This window comes from Acidisoma sp. 7E03, assembly GCF_054665075.1.
Map to the genome: position 1 here is coordinate 142,232 of NZ_BAAFHE010000011.1, position 21,840 is coordinate 164,071.

Consider the following 21,840-nt stretch of genomic DNA (forward strand, 5'->3'; position numbering starts at 1 on the left):
CATCGCTCAGCTGGAACGGGCGCGCAGTTCGCGGGCGGCCGCCTCCATGACCGAGAGATGCGCCTGACCGGTCTCTTCCGCCAGCGCCCGCAACACGCGGCGGAAGCCTTCCACCGCAGGCCCGCCAGCTTCGCGATAGGCCCGCAGCAGAACGTCCCGTTGCCGCTCGAACAATTGCCGTTCCAAGGCGACCCCCTTCGCAGTCAGGCTGAGCAGGCGCTGGCGCCGGTCGGCGCGGCCTGCGGCCTGGATAACATAACCCTGATCGACCAGCGTCGTCAGCACGCGGGACAGGCTCTGCTTGGTGATCCCGAGGATGGTCAGCAGGTCGGAGACCGTCATGCCCGGCATCCGCCCGATGAAATGCAGGGCGCGATGATGGGCGCGCCCCAGTTCCAGCCCCTCCAGCACCTCATCCGCCGCATGGGTGAAATTGCGATAGGCAAAGAACAGCAGGTCCTGCGCCAGCCGCAACTCCTCCTCGCGCAGGAAGAGCAGGCCGGCACCGGCATTGGACGGAGGAGGCGAGGCAGAGGGGGGCATAGCTGACATACCGGCAGTTTAAGACAGGATTATTGACTTAACAAGAAGCATCAGAATAGCGTGACGAGGTTCTTAGCAACAATATTTCGGAGAATGACGCCATGACGCTCATTCCTTTCGACGACCGCGATGGCACCATCTGGTGGAACGGGGCGCTCCGTCCCTGGCGAGAGGCCAAGCTGCACGTGCTGAGCCATGGGCTGCATTACGGCAGCGCCGTCTTCGAGGGGGAGCGGGCCTATGGCGGGCACATCTTCAAACTCAGCGAACACTCCGAACGCCTGCGCCGCTCGGCGCAGATTCTGGGCTACGAAATCCCCTTCTCCGTGGCCGAGATTGACGCGGCCTGCCGCACCACCCTCGCCGCCAATGGGCTGACGGACGCCTATGTCCGCCCCATCGCCTGGCGCGGATCGGAACAGCTCGCGGTTTCCGCCCGCCTCACGCGCATCAACCTCGCCATCGCCGTCTGGCCCTGGCCGAATCTCTTCGGCGCCGACCGCATGAAGGGTGTGCGCCTGGCCCATGCCGCCTGGCGCCGCCCACATCCCGAAACGGCGCCCACCGCCTCCAAGGCTGCGGGGCTCTACATGATCGGCACGCTCTCCAAGCACAAGGCCGAAGAGGAGGGCTTCGACGACGCCTTGATGCTCGACTGGCGGGGCCACGTGTCGGAGGCGACGGGCGCCAACGTCTTCTTCGTCATCGACGGCGCGCTGCACACGCCGCTGCCGGATTGCTTTCTCGACGGCATCACGCGCCGCACCGTCATCGATCTCGCCCGCCGCCGCGGCATCCCCGTGGTCGAGCGCACGATCCTGCCGGAGGAGATCGGCCGCGCGCAGGAGGTCTTCCTCACCGGCACCGCGGCGGAAGTAACGCCGGTGCGTCAGATCGGTGACCACATCTTTGCTCCCGGGTCTGTGACCGAAACACTCTTGCGTGATTACGAAGCGCTGGTTCAGATGACCCCGGAACAGGTGGCGGCCTTGGCCGCCTAGCGATCAGGAGCCTTCGGATGAGCGAAACGCCAGCGAAACCGTCCTCCGAAGGCATCCACCCCTATGACGGCCCCGCCGGCGGATGGGGCGCGTTGAAGGCCGTCGCGAAAGCGCTGCACGAGCAGATGGACGCGGTCTCCGGCGGCAAGCTTCTGCTGCGCAACAATCAGCCGCACGGCTTCGACTGCCCCGGCTGTGCCTGGCCTGATCCGAAGCACACCTCGACGTTCGAATTCTGCGAAAACGGCGCCAAGGCGGTCTCGTGGGAAGCGACCAAGAAGCGCGCGACGCCCGAGGTCTTCGCCCAGCATACGGTGAGCGAGCTGCTCGGCTGGAGCGACCATCAAATCGAGAATCTCGGCCGCCTGACGCATCCCCTGACCTATGACCGGGCAACGGACAAGCTCGTCGAGATTTCCTGGGAGGCCGCCTTCGCCCGGATCGCCGCGCATCTCAATGCCCTGCCCGATCCCAACATGGCGGAGTTCTACACCTCCGGCCGTGCCTCCAACGAAGCCGCCTTCCTGTTTCAGCTCTTCGTCCGCGCCTATGGCACCAACAACTTCCCCGACTGCTCGAACATGTGCCACGAGGCGACGAGCGTGGGGCTGCCGATGTCGATCGGCATCGGCAAGGGCACCGTAAGCCTGGAAGACTTCGACCATGCCCAGGCCATCTTCTGCATCGGCCACAATCCGGGGACCAATCACCCGCGCATGATGCGAACGCTGCGCGAAGCCTCCCGCCGCGGCGCACCGATCATCGTCTTCAATCCGCTCAAGGAGCGCGCGCTGGAGCGCTTCGCCGATCCGCAGGCGCCGGTGGAGATGGCAACGCTGAGCGCGACGCCCATCGCCAGCGTCTACAATCAGGTAAAGGTCGGCGGCGATGCCGCCGCCCTCAAGGGCATCATGAAAGGCGTGCTCGCGCTCGACGCGGCGGACCTCGCGGCCGGGGGTTCGGGCGTGTTGGACCGCGATTTCATCACCGAACATACGACCGGCTTCGATGCGCTGCGCGCCGATATCGAAGCAACCGAATGGGCCGAGATCGAACGCGTCTCCGGCCTTCCCCGCGCGGCGCTGGAAGAGGCGGCCGCCGTCTATGCCCGCGCAAAAGCCGTCATCATCTGCTATGGCATGGGCATCACCCAGCACGCTCATGGCACCGAGAACGTGCAGCAGATCGCGAACCTGCTGATGCTGCGGGGCAATTTCGGCAAGCCTGGGGCTGGCATCTGCCCTTTGCGCGGTCATTCCAACGTGCAGGGCGACCGCACCGTCGGCATCGACGAAAAGGCACCGGCGGCGCTGCGCGAAGGCATCCGCCGCGTCTTCGGCTTCGATCCGCCGGAAAAGCACGGGCACAATGCGGTGGAAGCGATCCAGGCGATCGCCGAAGGCCGCTCCAAGGTCATGATCGCGCTCGGCGGCAATCTCGCCGTTGCCATGTCGGACCCCGAGACCACCTTCGCCGCCATGCGAAAGCTCGATCTCGCCGTGCATGTCGCGACCAAGCCCAACCGCTCGCATCTGCTGCTGGCGGGCGAGACCATTCTGCTGCCCTGCCTGGGCCGCACCGAACTCGACGTGCAGGCCGAAGGTGCACAGTCGGTCACTGTCGAAGACAGCATGTCCATGGTCCATGCCTCGACCGGCCGCCTGCCGCCCCCCTCCCCCTTCGTACGCTCGGAACCCGCGATCATCGCCGGCATGGCGAAGGCGGTGCTGGGTGACCGTTACGGCATCGACTGGGATTGGCTGATCGCGGATTACGATCGCATCCGCGACAAGATCGCGGGCGTGTTTCCGGCCTTTCATGACTACAACACGCGCATCAAGGAGCCGGGCGGCTTCCGGCTGCCCCTGCCGCCGACCGAACGGCAGTGGAAGACGCCGTCAGGCCGAGCGCAGTTCCTGGTCTTTCCCGGCGTCACCGAAGATCCGCGCGCAGCGCAGGCGGATGCTCTCATCCTCACCACGCTGCGCAGCCACGACCAGTACAACACCACCGTCTACGGATTGGACGATCGCTACCGCGGCGTCTTCGGCCGGCGCGACGTGGTCTTCCTCAATGCGCAGGACATTGCGGCGCGCGGGCTGAAGGCGGGAGACGTGGTGGATGTCGCCGCCGTGCCACGCGAGGGCGAGGCGCCGAACCCTCAGGCCGTGCTGCGCCGCGTCACGGTGGTCGACTACGCAATCGCCCCGGGTTCGGCCGGCGCCTATTATCCGGAAGCGAACGTGCTCGTGCCGCTCGACCATTACGACCGGCAGAGCGGCACGCCCTCCTACAAATCTGTGCCCGTGCGGATCACCCGGGCCGCGTAGGCCGCGCCGCGTAGGCCGGGCCGCGTTCAATAGGGAACGCGGTCGTCCTTCTCGGCGTATTTCTTCCAGACCTCGGTCGCCTCGGCGCGCAGAATTTGGCGGATGGCGATTGTCCGCTCGGCCGCCGGCTTGCGGATTTCCTCATAGATCATGCTGTCGTCGAAATTGCCGTATTCCAGCGCATCTTCGACCTGAGAGGCGTAGAAGACGCGTTCGATGCCGGCCCAATAGCAAGCCGCCATACACATCGGGCAAGGTTCGGCACTCGTGTACAGCGTCGCATCGCGCAGCTTGAAGGTGCCTTGCGTGGTGCAGGCATTTCGGATGGCCGCCATCTCGGCATGCCAGGTCGGGTCGTTCTCCGCTACGACCCGGTTGGCGCCTTCACCGATGATCTGGCCGTCCTGCACGATGACGCATCCGAAGGCCCCACCCGCGCTCTCCACCAGCGAGGTATGCTCTGACAGGGCAATCGCCCGGCGCATGAAAGTCTCGTCGTCTTCCGTCATGTCATCCCTTTTCGCGGTCGGGCCAAGGACCGCATCCACGGTCTTGCCGCGGACCGTAACGGCCTCGCGGAGACGGCGATAGAGGGCTGACGGCCACATGCGCCACCTTCACCGGGACGAGGTTGTCGGCTCCCGCCGTAAGTCGCGGTCCTGGGCGTCCATGACGGGCACGGTTTGCCGGAAGGGCGCGAGCAGATGCTTCTGATTGCCCCGATGCGCCGCGTAGACCTTGGTGAACTCGGCGCCGAGCAAGAAGATCTGGGCCGAGTAGTAAACCCAGAGCAGGAGAACCACGAGCGCGCCGGCCGCGCCGTAGGATGAGGCCACCCCGCTGCGCCCAATATAGAGCGCGATGGCGGTCTTCCCCACCGTGTAGAGCAGCGCCGTGAAGATCGAGCCCATCATGACGTCGCGCCAGCGCAGGTTGCGGTCCGGCAGAACCTTGTAGACTGCGGCAAAGAGAATCGTCGTGAAGACGAGCGACAGAAGCAGATTGATCAGTCGCAGCACGACGCTCGCACCCGGAACCGCCTGGTCGACCTTGTTCCAGGCGGCCGAGATGGCGGCGCTGATGGCAAGCGAGACGAGCAGCAGGAAGCCCAGCGTCACAACCAGCCCAAGGCTCTGGGCTCGCGCCTTGATCAGGCGAGAGACGGTGGAATGCGCCGAACCATCCGTCTTCCAGATGACGTTGAGGGCGGATTGCATCTCGCCGAAGACGCCGGTGGCGGTGACCAGCAGCATGACGATGGAGATGATGGTGGCGATGATCCCGCTCTTCCGGTTGGCGGCGCTCTGGATCATCGATTGAACCAGGCCGGCCGCGTCCTTGCCGACCAGGCCCTGCAATTTGGTGAAGACGACGCCGCGCGCCGCATCATCGCCGAAGACGAAGCCCGCGATGGCGATGATGACGAGAAGGATGGGCGCGAGGGAAAAGATGGTGAAATAGGCGATGGCCGCGCCTCGGCTCAGGCAGTCGTCGTCAATGAAGCCGTTGAAGGTATCGAGCGCCATCTGTACGGGCGCGAGATCCTTGATCTTGGCCAACGCCGCCATCGGCGCATCCTTCCTGCTGAGAACCGGTTCCCATGCGAGATGATGGCCGAACCGCCAGGGTCAAGACGGGGGTTGCAAGAAGCGATCGCGGTAACGAGGCGTGCGGCGCCGGATGCCGGCTTCGTGAGCCGGCATCCGGCCGCCGTCAGGTACGCGCGGGCTGCGGGAGGGAGACCGGTAGATCCGCCCGCGCCCGAATGAGGTGTGGCACCTCCGCGGGCGGAGATGCCACGGGCTGCTGCACCGCCGGCACCAGGGCCGGCGTGCCCGCGGGCGCCTGCGGCAGAGGTGCGGCCGTCGGGGTCTGGCCGAAGGGCAAAGCGCCCCCGCCGCAGGTTCCGGCGCGGTGGGAGAGGACCTGCGGCGCCTGACCGGGCGCGCCCATGGTGATCTGCACGCTCTCCATACAGGCCCCTTGGCGGCCAGCGGCCGTGGAGATGACGGCATAGCTGGCCGAGCCGCCAGGCGGCAGTGCCGCGAAGCGTGCAGGCACGAGTGCGCTCGGTGTCGGGACAGGCTGCGACATCATCGCGGTCATCGCGTTCATCATGGCCGCAGCCTGGGCGTTCATGATCGCCGAAATCCTGTCCATCTGGGCGAAGGGATCGCCCGATACCGCGGCCACGGGCGGCGGGGCCAAGAGCGCGACAGGCATGGGCATCGGCACGGGCATGCCGGCCGGCGCCGGCACCAGCACGATCTGCTGCGGAACGGTGGCAGGCGCAGCCACGACGGCCTGCACCTGCTCCACGCCGCCGCCGGGCAGCTGCAGGATGAGGGTCTGCATGCCGTCCTGTCCGGCATGGGCATAGCCTGCCAAGGCCGTGGCACCGGCAGTCACTGCACCGGCCAGAAGAAGAGCACGGATCGGCTGCATGACGTTCTCCCACTCAAGCGCGATGGGCGAACGCTAAGCCGCACCGCGTTTCACGGGCTTTGCCGGAAATCTGAACATCCTGTCATGCTTTGGAGAGGGTGCTTCGCCGATCAGCAGGACAGTTTGGGGATTGCCGTCGTTAGATTGGGGAAATCGAGCCGGAGTTCACGCAGCGCGGCCGTGCCGTCCGCGTAGTGGCCATGCGTCGTCATGGTCGTGGTCGGATAGAACTTCATGGTCTTGCGGTTCAGCTTGTAGAGGTGAACCTGGTAGCGATGGGGCGCGACGTGCGGCTCGTCCCCCCAGATGAAGTTCCAGTCCGCCATGCCGTAGCCCCGGCCCTGGCCGAGATCGCCGACATAGATGCCGCCCTCCGCCATCGTGTCGATGGTCTTGGGCGTCCATAGGCTGAGCTTGCCGCGATTGGAGCCGAAGACGATCGCCTCATAAGCGCAGTCCGAACCGCCCATCGCGGCGGCGACCGCGAGCACTGCCCGCGATTCGGCGTCCGGCCCAGGCAGGACGGCATAGTGCACGGTCGGGTTAAGAGTGCCGTCTGGCCCCTTGGAAATACGGAAATATTCCGACTGCGTGCCGCCCACCGTCGCGTTCAGCAGGACGCGTCCATCCGGCCCGGCGAGTGCGACGCTGGGCAGCGCGCCGATCGCCTTGATGGTGCGCAGCGTGACGAGGCCGATCCCCGGAAAATCCACCGTGGAATGTTCGGCATAGGCCGTCACGGCCCCGAGCGAGACTGCGGCCACCAGTCCCAAAGCCATGACGCCGCGCCGAAACAGTCGCATGTTCCCCTGCCTTTATGGGTCGAGTCTCAGATCCTAGCCGAGAATCATGGTGCCGACGCCGCCTTCCGTGAAGAGCTCCAACAAGCAGGCGTGTTCGACACGGCCGTCGAGGATGGTGGCGCCCTTGACGCCGCCGCGGACGGCCGCGATGCAATTCTCCACCTTGGGGATCATGCCGCCGGTGATCATGCCGCTGGCGATGCCGGCTTCCACCTGCTCCACGGTCAGTTCGGGCAACAACTCCTTGTTTTCGTTCAGCACGCCGGGCACGTCCGTCAGCATCAGCAGGCGATGCGCCTGGAGCGCCGCCGCGATGGCACTCGCCGCCGTGTCGGCATTGATGTTGTAGGTCTGACCATCCTCGCCGATGCCGACGGGGGCGATGACCGGGATCAACCCGGCGCCGGTCAGCGCATGGATGACGCGGATGTCGATATGCGCCGGTTCACCGACGAAGCCGAGGTCGAGCGCGCGCTCGATGTTGCTGTCGGGGTCCCGCATCATCCGCGTCAGCTTGCGGGCGCGGATGAGGCCGCCATCCTTGCCGCAGATGCCGACGGCGAGCGCACCGGCCCGGGTGATCAACGACGTCACCTGCTTGTTGACGGAGCCGGCGAGCACCATCTCGACCACCTCAACCATGGCGGCATCCGTCACGCGCAGGCCTTCGACGAAGGTCGACTGGATGGCGAGCCGCTTCAGCATGGTGTTGATCTGCGGCCCGCCACCATGGACGACGACGGGGTTGATGCCGACCTGCTTCAGCGCCGCGATGTCCCGGCCGAAGCCTTCCGCCAGGGTATCGTCGCCCATGGCGTGGCCGCCGTATTTCACGACGATGGTGGCGCCGGCATAGCGGCGGAGATAGGGCAGCGCGCGGGAGACGGTGGAAGCCTGCTCGGCGGCGAGCCGATAGCGTTCAGTGGCGGAAGTCATCCACACATCCTTTTCCTGCGAGAGACCGGCGGCGCCGCACGGGCGCGAAACGCCCCTTACCCTTGACCGCCGCCGAGCGCCAGGGCTGCGAAAGCGGCGCGCGCCTCGGGTATGCCGAGGCCGGAGCGGGCGCTGGTCACCAGCACCTGGGGGAAGCCTGCGGCATGGGAGCGGGCAAGCGCCTGAAGCTCGTCGGTCTTGCGCGCGAGGGCGGCGGGCTTCAGCCCGTCCGCCTTGGTCATGACGATCTGGAAGGTGACGGCCGCCTTGTCCAGCAGGTCCATCACCGCGCGATCGCTCTCCTTGACCTCGATCCGCCCGTCCATGAGCAGGGCAACGCGGCGCAGGTTGGGGCGGCCGCGCAGGTAGTTGAACATCAACCCCTGCCAATCCTCCTTCACCTTCTTCTCCGCCTGGGCATAGCCGTAGCCCGGCATGTCGACGAGGGTGAGGCGCCCGCCGAGATCGAAGAAGTTTAGCTGCTTGGTGCGGCCCGGCGTGTTGGAGGTGCGGGCGAGCGCGTTCTGCCCGGTCAGGGCGTTCACGAAGGAGGATTTGCCGACGTTGGAGCGCCCGGCGAAGGCCAGTTCCAGGCTGCGCGGCTCGGGCAGCTGGTCCAGGCTTTGCGCCGCATAGAAAAAAGCGCAGGGGGCCGCGAAGAAGACCCGCGCCGCCTCTAGTTCCTCAGGTGTCGCCGGCGTCGGGGCCAGATTCAGCCCCTCCGCCGCCGGCAAGGTTTCGCGCGCCACGGGGCCGCCTCAGGCCTTGGCGCCCTTGCGCTCGGTGCGCACCATGCGCGGCCGGTCAAGCCGGGTGCGGCGCATGATGAACCACTGCTGCGCGACCGAGAGCAGGTTGTTCCAGCTCCAGTAGATCACCAAGCCGGCCGGGAAATGCGCCAGCATGAAGGTGAAGATGATCGGCATCAGCTGGAACAGGCGCGCCTGGGTCGGGTCCGGCGGCGGCGGGTTCAGCTTCTGCTGCAGGAACATGGTGCAGCCCATGATGATCGGCCAGGCGCCCAGATGCAGGAAGGGCGCGATCGCCGTCGGGTCCCACGGAATGAGACCGAAGAGCGTGAAGATATTGGTCGGATCGGTCGCCGAGAGATCGTGAATCCAGCCGAAGAAGGGGGCGTGCCGCATCTCGATGGTCACGAAGATGACCTTGTAGAGGCAGAAGAAGACCGGGATCTGGATGATCATGGGCAGGCAGCCCGAGGCCGGATTGACCTTCTCCGAGCGATACAGGGCCATCATCTCGGCCTGCTGCTTGGCCGGATCGTCCTTGTAGCGCTCCCGCATCTCCTGGATCTTCGGCGCCATGAGCTTCATTTTGCTCATGGACTTGTAGGACTTGTTGGCCAGCGGGAAGAACAGCAGCTTCACGAAGACGGTGAAGAGCATGATCGCCAGGCCGAAATTGCCGAGCAGGTGATTGAGGTAGTCCAGCGCGAAGAAGATCGGCTTCGTCAGGAAGTAGAAGATGCCGAAGTCGACCGCCTTGTCGAAGCTCGGGATGTGGTACTCGGCCTCGTACTTGTCGAGCAGGCTCACCACCTTCGCGCCGGTGAAGGCGCGGCTGGTGAAGGCTTCGGTGGCACCGGGCGCGACCGTCTGCGCCTTGCTCGCGATGAAGTCGCTCTGGAAGCCTTCGGTGCCGCCGATATTGATGGCGCGGACGGAGCCCGTCACCTCGTCATGCTGGTCGGGGATCAGTGCCGTCAGCCAGTATTTGTCGGTGAAGCCGAGCCAGCCGCCGTCGCTCGTCTCGGTATAGCCGACCCCGTCGTGCTGCTCGCCGTCCTTCTGGATGCTCTTGTAGCCGAGTTCGTGCAGCGTGCCGCGGAAGACGCCGAGCGGCCCTTCATGCAGCAGATAGTAGCCGGAGGTCGGCGGCATGTAGTCGCGGCGGATGCGCGACCAGGGGAAGAGCGAGACCGCGGTCTTGCCGGTATTCTTCACCTGCTGATCGACCGAGAACATGTAGTGGTCGTCGATCGTATAGGTCAGCGCGAAGGTCAGGCCCTGGCCATTGTCCCAGCTCAGCGTCAGCGGCTGGCCGGGGGACAGCGTGTCGCCCGAGGCCTTCCACAGCGTGGTCGAATCCGGCAAACGCACGGGCTGGCCGTCGATCGTCTGGCCGGGCGCCGCCGCCCATCCGTACTGGATGTAATAAGGCTGCGCGCTCGTCGTGGGCTCCAGCAGCTTCACGAGCGGCGACTTCGGGTCGACCGTCTCGTGATAGTCGGTGAGGACGAGGTTATCGAGCAGGGCGCCGCGCAGGCTGATCGAGCCGTCGAGCGACGGCGCCTTGATGGCGACGGTCGGAGACGGTGCCGCGCCGGCCGCCGCAGCCGAGGCCGACACGCCGTTCTTGCCGGCGGGCGCGCCCGGGGCGGCATTGTCCGCGCTCGTCGCCTGCGGGTTGGTCTTGGTCTCGGTCACCGCCGGCGGGGGCTTCGGGTGCGGCAGATGCGGCTGCACAAGGAACTCGAAGCCGAGCAGGATCGCCAGCGAGATCGCGATCGCGAGAAAAAGGCGCTTCTGTTCCATCAGCCGACAAGGTCCCAGTTCGTTTGCCGCGGCATGCCTGGCGGCAGGCCACGATCGTGGTGGTCGTGGTCGTGGCATGGGCCGCCGTCACGCGGCGGCACCGGATCGTAACCGCCCGGATGCCAGGGATTGCAGCGCAGGATACGCCGGCAGGCCATCCAGCCGCCCCGGATCGCCCCATACTCCCGAATCGCCTCGACCGCATAGTCGCTGCAGCCGGGATGGAAGCGGCAATTGTTGCCGAGCACGGGGCGCAGCATCACCTGCCACAGCCGGACGAGGCCGATCAGCAGGGCGCGCAGGAGGGTGGAAAGGAAATCGTTCATCGGGGCGAGATGGACGTGGGCGCCGGGCTGCCGCGCTCGAGCTGGCGACGCGCGCGCGCCGTCGCGCGCTGCAGATCGTCGATCAGTTCGGCGAAGGGCCGGTCGGCCGTCTTGTCCCGGCCGATGACGACGATGTCGAAGCCGCGATGTAGGGCCGGGTCCAGGCCCAGGCGCACGGCTTCGCGCAGGCGGCGCTTCGTCCGGTTGCGGACGACGGCATTGCCGACCTTCTTGGTCACGGTGAAGCCGACGCGCAGCGGCGCATCATCCGCCCGGGGCAGGAGTTGCAGCACGAGGCCGGGCATGGGTGCCTTGACCCCCTTGCCCGCCACCGCCAGGAACTCCGCCCGGCGCTTGAGGCGTGGCGGCTGGCTCATGCGAGTCGTCGCCACGGCATGACCTTCCGTCCGAAAGAAATCAGGCGGAGAGGCGCTTCCGGCCCTTGGCGCGGCGGTTGGCCAGCACCTTGCGACCACCCACGGTCTCCATGCGGGCGCGGAAACCATGCCGCCGCTTGCGGACGATCTTCGAGGGCTGATAGGTGCGCTTCACGTTACTCTCCAGTCTTCCCGGCCCCGGGCGGGCTTGGCCCGGCCGGCATCACCGTCATGATCAGGCGTCAACAAAACAGGCGGGCGCCCGCATCCCGGATGACGGTCCCGCTCAGGGAGCGCGGTATAGAAGTCGGATCCCGCGCGCGTCAACGTCCATGCACCGGGTGCCAGATGCGCCTTTTCTCGCACTGGGCCCGCCACGGCCCGGCCGGCTGGTGGAAAAATACGGCCGCGGGTGCGAATCAGGCCCGTTACCCCTATCTGTTTCAAGCAAACTTAAGAGAGATGGGCATTTCCTGAGGCGCACATCGCGCCGTGCCGATCGGCCCCGAGCGGCCAGGCGCCCTCTCATCGGACGGACTTTCGCATCGCCATGAACGAGACCGATCAGACCGACCAGCAGACCCAGGAACTGCTGACCCTGCGCGCCGAGATCGCGGTTCTCCGCCGAACCCTCGGGGAGGACGTGTGGCGGCTGCGGCGCCTCGCCGAACTCGGCGTTGCGCAGGCCAAGCTGAACCACGACCTGCGCAATATCATGGCCTCCGCGCTCATGGTGTCGGACCGGCTGGAATCCTCTGAAGACCCGAAGGTCGCGCGCAGCGGTCGGCTCATCGTCTCGGCCCTCGAACAAGCGACGGCGCTCATCAACACCTCGCTCGATTTCGCACAGGAAGGGGCGCCGCGCCTGACCCGGGCGCCCTGCACCCTCTCCTCCATCATCGAGCAGGCGGTGCAGGACGTGCACGTCCAGCATCAGAGCATGGCGGTGGAATACGGCACGGCGACGGATGTCACGCTCGATGCCGATCGCGCGCTTCTGCTGCGGGCCTTCGCCCATCTGCTGCGGACGGCCGCCAAGGCGCAGGCGCGCCGCATGGCGATCATGGTGGAGGTGCTGGCGGAACGGATCGTCATCCACTTCTCGGATGACGGCCGGCCCTTTCGGGATGAGCAGCTGGCCGATGCGCTGCGCCCCTTCTCGGGCGCCTTCCGCTTCGGCAGCAGCGGTCTCGGCCTCGTCATCGCGCGCGAGCTGATCGAGGCGCATGGCGGCACCATCGGCGTGCGCCATGGGGAGGGTGAGGCCAGCACCACGGTGGAGGTGATGCTGCCGCTCGGCAGCCAGAGCCTGGGCAGCGACGACTGACCGTTGCCCGAGGGGCGCCGTGCGGCGCCCCTCGGAGTCGGTATGGCCCTAGCTTCGGGCCTCTCGGCCCATCTTCACGTGGCTGCGGTCCACGCCGAAGGCGGAGAGCACCGCGATGATGATGGCGACCGTGCCGGCGACGCCGGCCAGGGCCCAGCTGTAATTGTGGTTGTTCGCCGCGCCGATCTTGGTCTGCAGGGTCGCGTTGTACGAGGCCAGGAAGTTCCCCAGCTGATAGACGAAGCCCGGGAAGGTCGCCCGGATGTCGGCAGGCGACAACTCGTTGAGATGCGCCGGAATGATGCCCCAAGCACCCTGCACCATGAACTGCATCAGGAAGGCGCCGAGGCCGAGCAGCCACGGCGAGTTCGAGAAGGCCCAGAGCGGAATGACCGGCAGAGCGAGCACCGCGGCGAGCACGATCGCCCAGCGGCGGCCGATATATTGGGAGAGTGAGCCGAAGGTGAGGCCGCCGAGGATCGCGCCGACATTGTAGACCAGAGCGATGATGGTGATGGTGTCGTGGCTGAAGCCGTGCTGCACCTTCAGGAAGGCCTTGGGATAGATGTCCTGCGTGCCGTGGCTGAAGAAGTTGAAGGCGCACATCAGGATCACGGCATAGACGGTGAGGCCGGCATGGCGGCGCAGCACCTCCATGATCGGCGGCCGCGGCCCCTCTTCCTGACGGGCATGCCAGTCCGGGCTCTCGGGCACGTTGCGGCGGATGTAGACGACGAGCAGCGCCGGCAGGGCGCCGACGATGAAGAGGCCGCGCCAGCCGACGAGCGGGTAAAGCACGCCGAAGGCGAGGGTCGCCAGCAGATAGCCCGAGGGATAGCCCGCCTGCAGCAGCCCGGAAACCCACCCGCGCCATTTGGCCGGAATGCTCTCCATGGTCAGGGAGGAGCCGACGCCCCATTCGCCACCCATGGCGATGCCGAAGAGCGCGCGAAGGATCATGAAGGAGAGCAGCGTGGGCGCGAGGCCGGAGAGCAGTTCCAGCGCCGAGAAGCACAGGATGTTGAACATCATGATGGGACGCCGGCCATATTTATCGGCCAGGCGGCCGAACAGCAGGGCGCCGAAGGCGCGCATCGCAAGCGTCAGCGTGATCGCGAAGCTCGCCGTCGTCAGGCCGACGCCGAAGGTCTTTGCCACGTCATCGAAGACGAAGATCATGATGAAGAAGTCGAAGGCATCCAGCGTCCAGCCGAGATAGGCGGCCAGAACCACGCGGCTCGCGTTCCGTGTATCGGACATCCGTCCCCCACATTGTTTATTGTGACAGATCAGCGCCGAAATGCTTCACCGCTGCTCACAGCATCGTGTCACCTCTCACGAGACTTGCCAAGCAGGCGGCCGGATTCGTGGCCGTGGAGACCTCAGGGCGCGCGGTGAATCGGATCGACCCAGGCGACCGCTTCCGGCGCCTCCACCGGCTCGATGTCGAGGTTGACGACCACCGCCTCCCCACCGCTGCGCACAAGAACGCATTCGAGCGGCTCATCGGTCCCGGCGTTGATCTCCTGATGCGGCACGAAGGGGGGAACATAGATGAAGTCGCCCGGGCCCGCTTCCGCGACGAATTCCAGCCTTTCGCCCCAGCGCATGCGGGCGCGACCGCGCAGGACGTAGATGACGCTTTCGAGGTCGCCGTGGTGGTGGGCGCCGGTCTTCGCATGCGGCGCGATCGTCACCGTCCCGGCCCAGATCTTCTGCGCGCCCGTCCGCGCCGCGGTGATGGCGGCCGCCCGCGCCATGCCCGGGGTGCTGGCCGTATTCGGGTCGAGCTGAGTCCCGGGGATGACCTGAACGCCGTCATCCCGCCAACGGCCGGGGCCGCTCATGCCTCCCTCCGCAGGAAGGGATTGGTCTGCCGCTCCGTCCCGATCGTCGAGCGGGCCCCATGGCCGCAGATGAAAACCAGGCGGTCGTCCAGCACCATCAGCTTGTCGTGGATCGCGCGCAGCAGCGCTTCTGGATCACCGTAGGGGAAATCCGTCCGCCCCACCGAACCGCGAAACAGCACGTCGCCGAAGATGCCGAACCCCATGGCGCGGGAGACGAAGACGACATGGCCCGGCGTATGACCTGGGCAGTGCAGCACCTGGAAGCTGTGACCAGCGATCGGAACCTCGTCCCCCTCGCTCAGCCAGCGGTCGGGCACGAAGGCGCGGGCATCGGTGATGCCGTAGCCCTCTCCGGTGACCTGCAGCCCGTCGAGCAGGAAGCGGTCGCGCTCGTCCGGCCCCCAGATCGGCACCGGGGCCCCCTGCCGGGCGGTGAGTTCCTCGCGCAGCCGGGCGGCGCCGCCCGCATGGTCGATATGGCCATGGGTCAGCAGGATGTGGTCCACGACGATGCCCGTGGTTGCCACCGTCTCGAGCAGCCGGTCCACCTCCCCGCCGGGGTCGATAACGACACCGCGCTGCGTCTCGTCATCCCAGATGAAGGCGCAGTTCTGCCGAAACGGCGTCACCTGCTCGATTGCGATCTTCAACTGCCCCACCCTGCTCTCTCCCGCTTGGTCGACGGATCGAACCGCCAACCGGGGGGAATGACAAGCCTCGATGGCGTGACGCCGCGGCTTGGAAATCCGCGCGGCGGCTGGCGACAGAGGGTGAATTTCATGCGAGGATCGCGCCATGCGTCACCTGCTGCTCCTTCGCCATGCCAAATCGAGCTGGCACGACCCCAGCCTCGCCGATCACGACCGTCCGCTCGATGCAGAGGGTCAAGCGGATGCCGCCGCGATGCGCGGTGCGATCCTGAGCCTCGGCCTTGCGCCTGATCTGGTTCTCGTCTCCTCGGCCCGACGCACGCGCGAGACGCTGGAGCATTTGCAGCCCCTGCCCGGCGCACCGCAGACCGAGGTGACGGGGGACCTGTATCTCGCGAGCCCGCGGCAGATCCTGGAACAACTGGCCGAACTGCCCGGGGAGACCGGCCGTGTTCTCGTCATCGCCCATAATCCTGGGCTGCATGACCTTGCCATGATCCTGCTCGGCGCTCATGCGGCGAGCCTCGGCCGCCCCGGCAGCCAGCGCCTCGCCCGTGGCTTTCCAACCGCAGCTCTCGCCGAATTCTCCCTCGCCGGCTCCTGGCGCAGTCTGCCCGAAGGGGCCGAACTGGTCCGCTTCCTGACCCCCCACGATCTGCAGACTGCCGCACGCTGATGTCCTCTCCTGCCCCGACCATCGGGTCTGTCGTCCTCGTCCTCCACTACCCGCCGACCGCCGAAACCGAGCTGCTGCGGCATTCCGCCCTGAAGCTGCGCGGCCGCAAACCGCGGGCGAAGAAGGTCGAAGAGGTCTGGTACGACACTGCCGATTCTCAGCTCGCGGTGCGCGATCTCGCCCTGTCCGAGAGCGCCGGCCACTGGCATCTCCGTCATCTCGGCCTCGGCTGGCCGCGCCGGCCGGCAACGGCTCCGGAGACGCTTGCCGAGGCCATCAATCCGGCTGGAATCGAAACTGCCCTCGGCGAGGCCCTACCCGGGCCGCGCCATGCCGTCGCTCGCTTCACGGGTGAGGTGCAGCGCCTGCCGATTGCGCTCGAGGAGGGGACCGCCGAGTGCAGACTGCTGCGCGGGACCTTGGAGAGCTTTGCCCTGCCCGGGGATGCGGGGCGGCCGACGCCGGTTCGGCAGCTGGAGATCGAAGCTGCGGCGCCGGTCGCGCTCGACCTTGCCCGGCGGCTCGCGGCCGACCTTCCCGTGCTGCCTGGCATCACGACGCTGCCGCAGGAAGCCCTTTCACTGCGCGGCGCCAAGATCAAGGCCCCACCGCCTCCGATTCTGGATGCGACGATGCCGACCGAGGAGGCGCTGGCCATCCTCGCCAGCGGCTTCGTCACCACCTTTCTCACGCGCCTCGCCCAGATTCCGGGCCGCAGCGGGCCGGAACCCGTGCATCAGGCGCGGGTGACGATGCGTCGCCTGCGCGCCCTCATGCTCGCCTTCCGCCCGATCCTGAAAGATGGCGAGCAGCGGGTGAAGGCGCTGCTGACCGAGCTGAAGACCGTGCTCGGCCCGGCGCGGGACTGGGACGTGTTTCTGTCGGAGACGGTCGCGCCGCTGGCCGCGGTGCAGCCCGAGGAAGCCGCTGCCCTGCAATGGCTGAAAGAAGCCGCCGAGGCGCGCCGCGAAAGCGCGTACGAAGCGCTGCTCGCCTATCAGCATCAGGCGGACTATCGGGCGCTGCTGTGGGAACTGGTCGGACTTTGCCTTGGCATCGGCTGGCGGCACGTGGAACCACCCCCGCCGCCCGAACCGGCGGGCGAGGGCGCGGACCCCGTCTCCGGCGCCATCTCCCGCCTCGCCCCGCCGGCCGTGCGAGCCAAGGACGCGGTGGACCTCAGCCGCCTCGGAGACTTCGCGCTTCGCTGCATCGAGATGCGCTGGAAGAAGACGGCGCGCCCGGTGCGCGACCTTCTGCCCATGCCGGTGCATGAGCTGCATGCCATGCGCATCCTGTGCAAGAAGCTGCGCTACCAGGCAGAGATGTTTCAGGATGCGCTGCCGGCCAAGCCGGTGCGCAGGCTGATCCGGCGCCTCAGCGAAACCCAGGAGATCATGGGTGCGCTGAACGATGGCGCCGTCGCAGGCGACCTCGCCGAAAGCCTGCGCCCCGCGGCGCGGGCGGCGGTCCGCTCGCAGGTGCTCGCTGCGGAAGCGACAGGGCTGGTGCGCGGCTATGGTCTGGGTCGCGCCAGCGGCACGCGCGAGGCCGTCTTCGCGGCGTGGCGCAAGCTGATGAAAACCTATCCCTTTTAAGTAGGCTTCCGGGCCGCCGGCCTGGCTTTTTGCGGCCTATGCTGCGTCCGCGAAGATTGCCAGAAAGCCGGCTCCGTCTTATGCAAAGACCATCCAATCCGATCCCCGTACGGTCCTGGTGACCGAACGGTCATCGGTCACACGCACAACCTGAAGAACGAAGGGCGGCGGAATGAGCGACACAGCCAAGGACGCGGTGACGGTCTCGTTGGAATCATCGGGCAAGGTCGCATCGCTGCCCCTGATGCATGGGACGATGGGGCCGCCCGTCGCCGATATCCGTAAGCTCTATGCCGATCTCGGCATCTTCACCTTCGACCCCGGCTACGGCGCCACGGCCTCCTGCGCCTCCAAGATCACCTATATCGACGGTGACGAGGGCATCCTGCTGCATCGCGGCTATCCGATCGACCAGCTGGCCGAGCAGTCGACCTTCCTCGAAGTCGCCTATCTGCTGCTGCATGGTGAACTGCCCGACGCCAAGCAGATGGACGAATTTCATCGTGGCGTCACGCATCACACCATGGTGCACGAACAGCTGCGCCGCTTCTTCGACGGCTTCCGCCGCGACGCCCATCCGATGGCGATCCTCTGCGGCGTGGTGGGCGCCATGTCCGCCTTCTACCATGACAGCCTGGACATCACGAACCCCGAGCACCGTACGATCAGCGCCTTCCGCCTGATCGCCAAGCTGCCGACGATCGCGGCCTGGGCCCACAAGTATTCGATCGGTCAGCCCTTCATCTATCCGCGCAACGACCTCAGCTACGCGGCCAACTTCCTCTACATGATGAACGCGGTGCCGGCCGAGGAATACAAGGTCAACCCCATCCTGGCCCGCGCCATGGACCGCATCTTCATCCTGCACGCGGATCATGAGCAGAACGCCTCGACCAGCACGGTGCGGCTCGCCGGCTCCACCGGCGCCAATCCCTTCGCCTGCATCGCGGCCGGCATCGCCTCCCTCTGGGGCCCCGCGCATGGCGGCGCGAACGAGGCGGTGCTGAAGATGCTCAACGAGATCGGGCACAAGGACAACATCCCGGACTTCATCGCGAAGGTGAAGGACAAGACCAGCCACATCCGCCTCATGGGCTTCGGCCATCGCGTCTATCGCAACTACGATCCGCGCGCGAAGATCATGCAGCAGACCTGCCACGAGGTGCTGGACGAGCTCGGCATCAAGGACGAGCCGCTGCTCGATCTCGCGCTCGAACTCGAGCACATCGCGACGACCGATCCCTATTTCGTCGAGCGCAAGCTGTATCCGAACGTCGATTTCTATTCGGGTATCATCCTCAAGGCGATGGGCATCCCGACCAGCATGTTCACCGTGCTCTTCGCGGTGGCGCGCACCGCCGGCTGGATCAGCCAGTGGCAGGAAATGCTGGAAGATCCGGCGAACCGCATCGGCCGCCCGCGCCAGATCTATACCGGCGCCGCCAAGCGCGACTACGTGCCCGCCGACAAGCGCTGAGGCGCTCCGAATCGGACAGAAGAGGGCGTCCGGAGCGATCCGGACGCCCTCTTCGTTTCAGGCGAGGGTGATGCCCTTCTCCGCCATCACCGCCCGCGCCCGATCCGGATAGTCCGTCGTCAGGGCGCCGACGCCCCAGCCGATGAGCCGCGCCATCTCGGCCGGGTCGTTGACCGTCCAGGGATTGACCAGAAGCCCCAGCGCATGGGCCTCGTCCACCTGCGCCCGGGTGAGCGTCGCGGCGTCGGGTCCCCAGACGCGGCCGCCGAGCGCCGCGACAAGGCGCGGGACCGACCCGCCATGGTCGGCGGCGGAGGCGCCGTTCCACCACAGCCGTTCGGCCGCTTCTGTTTCGGCATCGGTGAGATAGCCCAGGTCGAGCGCGGGCCGCACCTGCCGGAGATAGGCCAGCACCCGCCAGTCGAAGGAGATGATGCGCGTGCGCGCCAGCACCCCCGCCTCTTCCAGCACGGCGAGAACGGCATCGGCCATCGCTTCGGGCGGCACCGTCCGCTCCGGATGGTCGGGAAAGGTCTTCAGCTCCACCGCCAGCAACACCCCGGGCGGGGCGAGCGCCACGATGTCGTCGAGGCGCGGCAGAGGAACGCCGTCCATGCCGCGCTGTTCGGGGAAGGCCGCGGCCTGGGCGCTGCCAGGGCGGATGCGCCCAACGTCGAAGGCCTCCAACTCGACAGCCGTCAGATCGCGAATCAGGCCGCCGGGGGGAGTGATCCAAGCGCCGTCGGGGCCCCGCGTGAGATCTGGATCAAGGATCGGGTCATGGCTGAGGAGGGCGACGCCATCCCGGCTCAGCGCCACGTCCATCTCGATCGCTGAGACGCCGAGGGCGAGCGCGCCTTCGAAAGCCGGCCGCGTATTCTCGGGCCACAGCCCCCGCGCGCCGCGGTGGCCGTGGAGTTCCAGCGTCCTGCCCTGCATCGGACGTCCCTTCAGCGGAACGCTTCGAGCCGGCGGCGCTGCCGGCCCTCGCCATCGAAGTTCGACGGGTCCAGCCAGGCGGAGAAGGCCGCGGCGAGCGCCGGCCATTCGCCGTCGATGATGGAGAACCAGGCGGTGTCCCGGTTGGCGCCCTTGGCCACCATGTGCTGGCGGAACAGGCCCTCATAGGTGAAGCCGAAACGGGCGGCCGCGCGCTTCGAGGGCTCGTTGCCGTTATGGCATTTCCATTCGAAGCGGCGGTAGCCGATGGTCTCGAAGACGTAGCGGCCGAAGAGAAAGAGCGCTTCGGTCGCGATGCGGCTGCGCGCCATGCCGGGGCCCCAATGAATGCTGCCGATTTCGATCACGCCGTGCGTGGGGTCGATGCGCATCAGCGCCTGGCGGCCGAGGGCGCGTCCCGTGGCGCGATTCACCACGGCGAAGAAAAGGGGATCGGTCGATGCGGCGGCCTGGCTCAGCCACCCGTCGAAGGTCGGGCGGTCCGGGGGCTTGATCTCGAAGAGATAGCGGAAGCGGGCTTCGGCCCCGTCATCGTTCGCCGCCACGTAGAGATCGGTCCCATGGCGCGCGGGGTCCAGCGGTTCGAGACGCGCATACTGCCCGTCGAGCACGACACGCTCAGGACGCGGCACACCCTTCCACTGGGAAAGATCGGGAGACGGCGCCGGGCTCACGCCTCGGTCGTCAGCAATCGCAACCCGGGGTCGGGCCGGCATCCTCGCGGACGACGTGATGGTCGATCCATTCCGCGACGAGGCGGCGGGCTTCGTCCATCGAAGCCTCCGGGTGGTGGATGCGATAGAGGGTCGTGCAGGCGCGGAAGGACTCCATGTCTCCGTTGCCGTGAACGCGCAGCTCCCGATAGGCGGTAATCACGGCACGCTCGCACCGGCGAGCGATGGTGGCTACGTCACGCCCCATCCTGTCAGGCCCCCTATGATCCAATCCGCCACGCCGCCCACAGGGCGTCGCGCCGGCGCCCTGATCCTTACAGAGATGGGGCCTTCGGATCAAGGCGCGGGCCATTGTGCATCGCGGAAAGGCGCCCCGCGCCGGCCGGGGGGCTGGCCCGGACGGCAGGTTCCAGGTCATTCTTGCGGGACGGCGACAATCCGCTAGAAATCGGCCGGAATTTGCATCGGAGCGCAGCCATGACCGCCTTATCCCGCAAACTTGCAGGCCATGCGAGCGACTGGGACCGCGACGCGGCCATGACGGCTGCGCGAATCCTGCTCGAGATCAAGGCGATCAATTTCCGGCCCGAGGAGCCCTACACCCTCACCTCCGGCTGGAAATCCCCGGTCTATATCGACTGCCGCCGCATCATCTACTACCCGCAGGCCCGCACCAAGATCAGCCAGCTCGCGGTTGAGAAGATTCAGCGCGCCATCGGCTATGAGACGATCGAAGCGATCGCCGGCGGTGAGACGGCCGGCATTCCCTATGCCGCCTGGATTTCAGACCGCATGGGACTGCCGATGTCCTATGTGCGCAAGAAGCCGAAGGGTTTCGGCCGTAACGCGCTCATCGAGGGCGACGTGCCGGAAGGCAAGGAGACCCTGCTGGTCGAGGATCTGACGACGGACGGCCAGTCCAAGATCCGCTTTGCCCAAAGCCTGCGGGATGCCGGTGCCCTCTGCCACCACGCCTTCGTCGTCTTCTTCTACGGCGTGTTCGAAGGCAGCATCGAGACGCTGACCGAGCACGACATCGCGCTCCACTACCTGACCACCTGGTGGGACGTGCTGGAAGCCTGCCGCGAACGCCCCTACTTCCCGGAAAGTGCCATGGCCGAGGTGCGCCGCTTCCTGGAAGCGCCGGCCGCGTGGTCGGCGGCGCGGGGTGGCGCCACCAGCAACAAGAGGCCCGAAGAATAAGGCGCCGCGCGGCGCATGGCTGCTGCGGTTTGACAGAGCGGGACGCGCCACCTAGAAGCCGCCGCTATTGCCGGGAATGTGGACGATCCGCGGCCTTCCGCCGATCGCC

At 66.8% G+C, this 21,840-nt stretch carries 24 protein-coding genes; 7 read left to right on the plus strand and 17 right to left on the minus strand.

Annotated features, from left to right (window positions below; all coding sequences use genetic code 11):
- Nucleotides 1–6: 6 nt before the first annotated feature.
- Entirely contained in the window at nucleotides 7–543 is a 537-nt protein-coding gene (locus ACYQ6W_RS17350; protein WP_459677039.1) for a MarR family winged helix-turn-helix transcriptional regulator, read from the minus strand.
- 101 nt (nucleotides 544–644) lie between these two features.
- On the opposite strand from ACYQ6W_RS17350, the gene ACYQ6W_RS17355 reads away from it, so the two are divergent.
- Nucleotides 645–1,544, plus strand: coding sequence for a branched-chain amino acid aminotransferase (locus tag ACYQ6W_RS17355; protein WP_459677041.1), 900 nt, complete (start codon nucleotides 645–647; stop codon nucleotides 1,542–1,544).
- Nucleotides 1,545–1,561: 17 nt separating this feature from the next.
- Entirely contained in the window at nucleotides 1,562–3,874 is a 2,313-nt protein-coding gene (locus ACYQ6W_RS17360; protein WP_459677043.1) for an FdhF/YdeP family oxidoreductase, read from the plus strand.
- A 26-nt stretch (nucleotides 3,875–3,900) separates the two neighbouring features.
- On the opposite strand, the gene ACYQ6W_RS17365 is transcribed toward ACYQ6W_RS17360, so the two are convergent.
- The 10 genes from ACYQ6W_RS17365 to rpmH all read right to left on the minus strand — a co-directional run bounded on the left by ACYQ6W_RS17365 (nucleotide 3,901) and on the right by rpmH (nucleotide 11,491).
- A complete protein-coding gene (locus ACYQ6W_RS17365; RefSeq protein WP_459677044.1) occupies nucleotides 3,901–4,383 on the minus strand; it encodes a nucleoside deaminase in 483 nt (160 codons plus the stop codon).
- A gap of 108 nt (nucleotides 4,384–4,491) precedes the next feature.
- Nucleotides 4,492–5,442 carry a YihY/virulence factor BrkB family protein gene (locus ACYQ6W_RS17370; protein ID WP_459677046.1) on the minus strand — a complete coding sequence of 317 codons (951 nt, stop codon included), beginning with the start codon at nucleotides 5,440–5,442 and terminating at the stop codon, nucleotides 4,492–4,494.
- A gap of 145 nt (nucleotides 5,443–5,587) precedes the next feature.
- Nucleotides 5,588–6,319, minus strand: coding sequence for a hypothetical protein (locus tag ACYQ6W_RS17375; protein WP_459677047.1), 732 nt, complete (start codon nucleotides 6,317–6,319; stop codon nucleotides 5,588–5,590).
- Nucleotides 6,320–6,429: 110 nt separating this feature from the next.
- Nucleotides 6,430–7,122, minus strand: a complete 693-nt coding sequence (locus tag ACYQ6W_RS17380; protein ID WP_459677048.1) for a hypothetical protein — start codon at nucleotides 7,120–7,122, stop codon at nucleotides 6,430–6,432.
- Between the two features lie 33 nt (nucleotides 7,123–7,155).
- Complete coding sequence (gene argB, locus ACYQ6W_RS17385) at nucleotides 7,156–8,058, minus strand: acetylglutamate kinase (protein WP_459677050.1); 903 nt, start codon at nucleotides 8,056–8,058, stop codon at nucleotides 7,156–7,158.
- A 56-nt stretch (nucleotides 8,059–8,114) separates the two neighbouring features.
- Nucleotides 8,115–8,807 carry a ribosome biogenesis GTP-binding protein YihA/YsxC gene (gene yihA / locus ACYQ6W_RS17390; protein ID WP_459677051.1) on the minus strand — a complete coding sequence of 231 codons (693 nt, stop codon included), beginning with the start codon at nucleotides 8,805–8,807 and terminating at the stop codon, nucleotides 8,115–8,117.
- Nucleotides 8,808–8,816: 9 nt separating this feature from the next.
- Complete coding sequence (yidC, locus tag ACYQ6W_RS17395) at nucleotides 8,817–10,613, minus strand: membrane protein insertase YidC (protein WP_459677052.1); 1,797 nt, start codon at nucleotides 10,611–10,613, stop codon at nucleotides 8,817–8,819.
- Nucleotides 10,613–10,939 carry a membrane protein insertion efficiency factor YidD gene (gene yidD, locus ACYQ6W_RS17400; protein ID WP_459677054.1) on the minus strand — a complete coding sequence of 109 codons (327 nt, stop codon included), beginning with the start codon at nucleotides 10,937–10,939 and terminating at the stop codon, nucleotides 10,613–10,615. Before yidD ends, yidC begins: the two co-directional genes overlap by 1 nt.
- A complete protein-coding gene (gene rnpA, locus ACYQ6W_RS17405; RefSeq protein ID WP_459677124.1) occupies nucleotides 10,936–11,316 on the minus strand; it encodes a ribonuclease P protein component in 381 nt (126 codons plus the stop codon). Before rnpA ends, yidD begins: the two co-directional genes overlap by 4 nt.
- Nucleotides 11,317–11,356: 40 nt before the next feature.
- Nucleotides 11,357–11,491, minus strand: a complete 135-nt coding sequence (rpmH, locus tag ACYQ6W_RS17410) for a 50S ribosomal protein L34 (RefSeq protein WP_459677055.1) — start codon at nucleotides 11,489–11,491, stop codon at nucleotides 11,357–11,359.
- A gap of 375 nt (nucleotides 11,492–11,866) precedes the next feature.
- Here rpmH and ACYQ6W_RS17415 point away from each other — a divergent pair, with 375 nt between their 5' ends.
- Entirely contained in the window at nucleotides 11,867–12,643 is a 777-nt protein-coding gene (locus ACYQ6W_RS17415) for a sensor histidine kinase (protein ID WP_459677057.1), read from the plus strand.
- 48 nt (nucleotides 12,644–12,691) lie between these two features.
- On the opposite strand, the gene ACYQ6W_RS17420 is transcribed toward ACYQ6W_RS17415, so the two are convergent.
- The 3 genes from ACYQ6W_RS17420 to ACYQ6W_RS17430 form a co-directional block, all read right to left on the minus strand.
- Entirely contained in the window at nucleotides 12,692–13,903 is a 1,212-nt protein-coding gene (locus ACYQ6W_RS17420; protein WP_459677059.1) for an MFS transporter, read from the minus strand.
- A gap of 122 nt (nucleotides 13,904–14,025) precedes the next feature.
- Nucleotides 14,026–14,490 (minus strand): cupin domain-containing protein, encoded by a 465-nt coding sequence (locus ACYQ6W_RS17425; RefSeq protein ID WP_459677060.1) that lies wholly within the window; start codon nucleotides 14,488–14,490, stop codon nucleotides 14,026–14,028.
- Nucleotides 14,487–15,152 (minus strand): MBL fold metallo-hydrolase, encoded by a 666-nt coding sequence (locus tag ACYQ6W_RS17430; protein WP_459677061.1) that lies wholly within the window; start codon nucleotides 15,150–15,152, stop codon nucleotides 14,487–14,489. Before ACYQ6W_RS17430 ends, ACYQ6W_RS17425 begins: the two co-directional genes overlap by 4 nt.
- Before the next feature lie 136 nt (nucleotides 15,153–15,288).
- On the opposite strand from ACYQ6W_RS17430, the gene ACYQ6W_RS17435 reads away from it, so the two are divergent.
- The 3 genes from ACYQ6W_RS17435 (at nucleotide 15,289) to gltA (ending at nucleotide 18,894) form a co-directional block, all read left to right on the plus strand.
- Nucleotides 15,289–15,819, plus strand: coding sequence for a SixA phosphatase family protein (locus tag ACYQ6W_RS17435; RefSeq protein ID WP_459677062.1), 531 nt, complete (start codon nucleotides 15,289–15,291; stop codon nucleotides 15,817–15,819).
- Nucleotides 15,819–17,417 (plus strand): CYTH and CHAD domain-containing protein, encoded by a 1,599-nt coding sequence (locus tag ACYQ6W_RS17440; RefSeq protein WP_459677063.1) that lies wholly within the window; start codon nucleotides 15,819–15,821, stop codon nucleotides 17,415–17,417. Before ACYQ6W_RS17435 ends, ACYQ6W_RS17440 begins: the two co-directional genes overlap by 1 nt.
- A gap of 172 nt (nucleotides 17,418–17,589) precedes the next feature.
- On the plus strand, nucleotides 17,590–18,894 hold the full coding sequence (gltA, locus tag ACYQ6W_RS17445) for a citrate synthase (protein WP_459677065.1): 1,305 nt from the start codon (nucleotides 17,590–17,592) through the stop codon (nucleotides 18,892–18,894).
- Between the two features lie 57 nt (nucleotides 18,895–18,951).
- On the opposite strand, the gene ACYQ6W_RS17450 is transcribed toward gltA, so the two are convergent.
- From ACYQ6W_RS17450 to ACYQ6W_RS17460, 3 genes are read right to left on the minus strand one after another with little or no spacing between them, the layout of a single operon-like run.
- Entirely contained in the window at nucleotides 18,952–19,833 is an 882-nt protein-coding gene (locus tag ACYQ6W_RS17450; RefSeq protein WP_459677066.1) for a glycerophosphodiester phosphodiesterase, read from the minus strand.
- Nucleotides 19,834–19,844: 11 nt separating this feature from the next.
- Complete coding sequence (locus ACYQ6W_RS17455) at nucleotides 19,845–20,528, minus strand: GNAT family N-acetyltransferase (RefSeq protein ID WP_459677067.1); 684 nt, start codon at nucleotides 20,526–20,528, stop codon at nucleotides 19,845–19,847.
- A gap of 10 nt (nucleotides 20,529–20,538) precedes the next feature.
- Nucleotides 20,539–20,775 carry a hypothetical protein gene (locus ACYQ6W_RS17460; protein ID WP_459677068.1) on the minus strand — a complete coding sequence of 79 codons (237 nt, stop codon included), beginning with the start codon at nucleotides 20,773–20,775 and terminating at the stop codon, nucleotides 20,539–20,541.
- Nucleotides 20,776–21,005: 230 nt separating this feature from the next.
- Here ACYQ6W_RS17460 and ACYQ6W_RS17465 point away from each other — a divergent pair, with 230 nt between their 5' ends.
- Nucleotides 21,006–21,731, plus strand: coding sequence for an orotate phosphoribosyltransferase (locus ACYQ6W_RS17465; protein ID WP_459677070.1), 726 nt, complete (start codon nucleotides 21,006–21,008; stop codon nucleotides 21,729–21,731).
- Nucleotides 21,732–21,840: the final 109 nt, after the last annotated feature.